This window comes from Neotamlana sargassicola (assembly GCF_020523965.1).
GTDB classification, from domain to species: domain Bacteria; phylum Bacteroidota; class Bacteroidia; order Flavobacteriales; family Flavobacteriaceae; genus Neotamlana; species Neotamlana sargassicola.
Genome location: NZ_JAJAPX010000019.1, coordinates 1 through 521 on the forward strand (window position 1 = coordinate 1; position 521 = coordinate 521).

Sequence of the window (521 nt, forward strand, 5' to 3'; positions counted from 1 at the left end):
GAGCAACCAAAAACCAATAACCAAAAGAGTCTCATAGCTCAGCTGGTTAGAGCGCTACACTGATAATGTAGAGGTCGGCAGTTCGAGTCTGCCTGAGACTACAATCTAAGGTTGTTTTAAAAAAAAAACAATTTTAGAGAAGTTCATTAAATATTGAAAGGAAATTCTAGAAGTTAAGCAACCCAATAAGTTGCAGGTTTAGTTACTTTAAACTGCGACTGAACACTGCTAACTACAAGATACGGGGGATTAGCTCAGCTGGCTAGAGCGCTTGCCTTGCACGCAAGAGGTCATCGGTTCGACTCCGATATTCTCCACAGGGCCGAAGAGTTAAGAAATGTCTGGTAGATATTTTTAACGTAGTAGCCAGATGGCGCGTTTGCGTCGTTGTAAAGTTCATTGACATATTGAAAAGATACATGAAACATTAGATTTATATCTAATGAAAAGTAATTAAGATTAATAAAGTATCACGCGAGCGATACAATTAATCATTATTAGTAAGTTTAATACTTATTAAT

General features: G+C 37.0%; 2 tRNA genes. Both read left to right on the top strand.

Going from position 1 to position 521, the window contains the following annotated elements:
• The first annotated feature begins 27 nt into the window (after nt 1-27).
• Nucleotides 28-101: transfer RNA gene (locus LG651_RS15655), tRNA-Ile, on the top strand.
• A gap of 142 nt (nt 102-243) precedes the next feature.
• Nucleotides 244-317: transfer RNA gene (locus LG651_RS15660), tRNA-Ala, on the top strand.
• Nucleotides 318-521: the final 204 nt, after the last annotated feature.